Genomic DNA, 2,869 nt, shown 5'->3' on the forward strand with positions numbered 1-2,869 from the left:
CCCGGGGGCAAAGAAGCTAGGATTGTGCGGCGCAAAAATCAAGACCGAGGGTCGGTCAGCTCCAGCGCCGCGAGGAGGCCGGGCCGGTTGTCGGCCAGCACCAGCCGTCCACCATGAAGCTTGGCGCAAGCCGCTACGAGTGCAAGCCCCAAACCGGACCCGGCCGTCGTTCTGGACGCCTCCAGCCTTACGAAGCGCTCTTGGACGCGGCCCAGGTGCTCGGCAGGCACACCGGGGCCGTCGTCGGCCACCGAGATCCGCGCCTTGCCGAGGCCGGCTTCCTCGACCTTCACGACCACGGTGGCGCCGGCCCCGGCGTGGATCACGGCGTTGTGAAGCAGGTTGCCCACCGCCTGGCGGAGCAGAGCGGGGTGGGCGCGGGCCAGCACAGGGATGCTCGGCGCGTGGGTGACCAGCGTCTGGCTCGCGTCCTCCACCACGGGGCCGAACAGCTCGGCGATCCCCAGCACCAGGGCGGCCACGTCGATGCGCTGCATGTTCTCCCGGCTGAGGCCGGACTCGGCGTGGGCGATGTCGAGCAGGGCGTTGAGGGTCGCGAGGACGGTGTCGGCCTCCACGTGGGCGTCGTCGAGCGCCTGCATCCGCTGCGGCTCGGGCGCGTCGGGGTCGGCGGCGCGCACCAGGGCGCCCTTCATGCGGGTCAGCGGCGAGCGCAGGTCGTGGGCGATGGAGTCGGCGACGGTGCGCATCCCCGTCATCAGCTCCTCGATCCGCCCCAGCATCACGTTCATCGAGGCGCCGAGGTCGTCGAAGACGTCGCCGTCCGGATGCACGGGCGCGCGGGCGGAGAGGTCGCCGCCGGCGATGCGCTCGGCGGTCTGGGCGATGGCGCGGGTGCGGTGGAGGAGCATGGCGTTCAGCGCGACGCCGGCCGCCGCAGCGCCGAACGCCGTGATCAGCATCGCCAGCGCCGAGCCGCGGAAGATCGCCGCGCGCAGGGCGTCGCGGGCCGAGAGGTCCTCGGCGACGATGAGCGTGTAGCCGCCGCCCAGGGGCTGGGCGAGCACCCGCCAGAGCCGTCGCGGCGCGTCGGGCTCGGCGACGGTGCGCCAGCCGGCGTCGGGGGCGTCGAGGGAGCTGACCACATCGGCGCCGGCCAGCATGCGGCCGGTGCGGTCCTCCAGCGCGTAGCGGAAGCCGTCCGCGGCGCCGACCTGGGCGTGGCGGTTCAGCGTCTCCGCCAGCGCGCGAACGCCCTCGTCACGGGCGAAGGCGACAAAGTAGTCGCGCGCCGCACTGGCCATGGCGGTCTGCTGCCGGGCGATCGCCCGCTCGCCCAGGCGATCGACGATGAAGAGGCCAATGAGCAGAGCCGCCAGCGCCACCAGCGCCGCGGCGGCCGGCCAGATCCAGGGCTTCAGGCGCAAGGGTTCAGGCCCTTTCCGACAGGCGGTATCCGGAGCCCCTGACGGTGTGCAGCAGGGGCGTGTCGAAGCCCTCGTCGATCTTCTTTCGCAGCCGGCTGATGTGGGTGTCGATCAGGCTGGTGTGCGGGTCGAAACGGTAGTCCCACAGCTCTTCCAGCATCATGGTGCGGGTGACCACCCGGTCCTTGTGGCGCAGCAGGTGCTCCAGCAGCTTGAACTCGCGCGGCAGCAAGTCGAGGCGCTGTCCCGCGCGGGTCACGCGGCGGGTGAGCAGGTCCATCTGCAGGTCACCGCAGGACATGGACGTCGTCTCCTGCCGCGCGGCGGGCCGGCGCAGCATGGCGGCCAGGCGCGCCGAGAGCTCGGAAAAGGCGAAGGGCTTGGCGAGGTAGTCGTCGCCGCCGGCGCGAAGGCCGCGCACGCGCTCGTCGAGCTGGCCCAGCGCGGACAGGATCAGCAGGGGGGTGTGGACGTCGGCCGCGCGCAGCGCCTTGACCACGGACAGCCCGTCCATGCCGGGCAGCATGCGGTCCAGGATCACGGCGTCGAAGTCGGCGGAGCTGGCGAGGTAGAGGCCGTCGCGGCCGTCGGCGACGTGCTCGACGGTGTAACCTTCCTGTCGCAGGCCGTTCAGCAGCGTCTCGGCGGCGCCGGCGTCGTCCTCGACGACCAGGATCTTCGCGCCCATGCCGGCGCCTCCCTCAGTGACAGCTTGGCCCTATGCTCCGGGATGAGGTCGAAAAAGCGGCGGGCGCCCGGATGGGGGACGCGTAGCGCCCGCCGCCGCCCCCCTTGGCTCGCCGCGCCACAAACGCAGAACGCGGCGGACCAAGAGCGTAGCTTCGATCGGTGTGTCTCGTTCGGGTCAGGCTCGCGTGCAGGCCGCCATGAAGGCCTTGCGGGTCTGGGTATGGCTCGTCTCGGCCCGCCACTGGCGCGCGCACTCGGCGGACTTCGAAGCGGTGGCCGAGGCCTTCTCGGCGTGATGCGCCTTGGCGAGCGCGGGCGCGCCGCCCGCGAGCGACAGCGCGATCGCCGTGGACAGCATGATCTTGCGCATGGCGGGATGGTCTCCGTCGCCGTCGTGTTCGCGGCGGCGAGGGGCATATGGCCGCCGCCGGCTCGCGGCCGCCTGACCGCCGCCTCGCAAATTTGTAAGGTTCGCACTACCTCTGCGCGGACCATCAGGAGAACCGCATGGCCGCCAAGCGCGGGATCACGCTCTACCACTCGCCGGGCAGCCGCGCGTTCACCGCCTATTGGATGCTGGAGGAGATCGGCGTCCCGTTCGCGGTGAAGACCGTCGACATCCGCAAGGGCGAGCAGAAGAACCCGGCGTACCTGAAGCTCAACCCCGCGGGGAAGGTGCCGACGCTGACCGACGGCGAGGTGGTGGTGAGCGAGAACCCGGCCATCGCGATCTATCTGGCCGACCGCTACAGCTACGGGACGCTGGCGCCGCGCATCGAGGACAAGGACCG

At 71.6% G+C, this 2,869-nt stretch carries 4 protein-coding genes; 1 reads left to right on the top strand and 3 read right to left on the bottom strand.

Going from position 1 to position 2,869, the window contains the following annotated elements; translation table 11 throughout:
* Positions 1-38: 38 nt before the first annotated feature.
* From Q0L11_RS17740 to Q0L11_RS17750, 3 genes are all read right to left on the bottom strand, one after another.
* Positions 39-1,388 (bottom strand): HAMP domain-containing sensor histidine kinase, encoded by a 1,350-nt coding sequence (locus Q0L11_RS17740; protein ID WP_296598986.1) that lies wholly within the window; start codon positions 1,386-1,388, stop codon positions 39-41.
* A 4-nt stretch (positions 1,389-1,392) separates the two neighbouring features.
* Positions 1,393-2,076 carry a response regulator transcription factor gene (locus tag Q0L11_RS17745; RefSeq protein ID WP_296598987.1) on the bottom strand — a complete coding sequence of 228 codons (684 nt, stop codon included), beginning with the start codon at positions 2,074-2,076 and terminating at the stop codon, positions 1,393-1,395.
* 177 nt (positions 2,077-2,253) lie between these two features.
* Positions 2,254-2,448 carry a hypothetical protein gene (locus tag Q0L11_RS17750; RefSeq protein ID WP_296598988.1) on the bottom strand — a complete coding sequence of 65 codons (195 nt, stop codon included), beginning with the start codon at positions 2,446-2,448 and terminating at the stop codon, positions 2,254-2,256.
* A gap of 137 nt (positions 2,449-2,585) precedes the next feature.
* Between Q0L11_RS17750 and Q0L11_RS17755 the strand changes: the two genes are divergently transcribed.
* Positions 2,586-2,869 (top strand): glutathione S-transferase N-terminal domain-containing protein (locus Q0L11_RS17755; RefSeq protein ID WP_296598989.1); only part of this gene is annotated, 284 nt, incomplete at its 3' end.

This window comes from Phenylobacterium sp., assembly GCF_024508875.1.
Classification (GTDB): Bacteria; Pseudomonadota; Alphaproteobacteria; order Caulobacterales; family Caulobacteraceae; genus Phenylobacterium.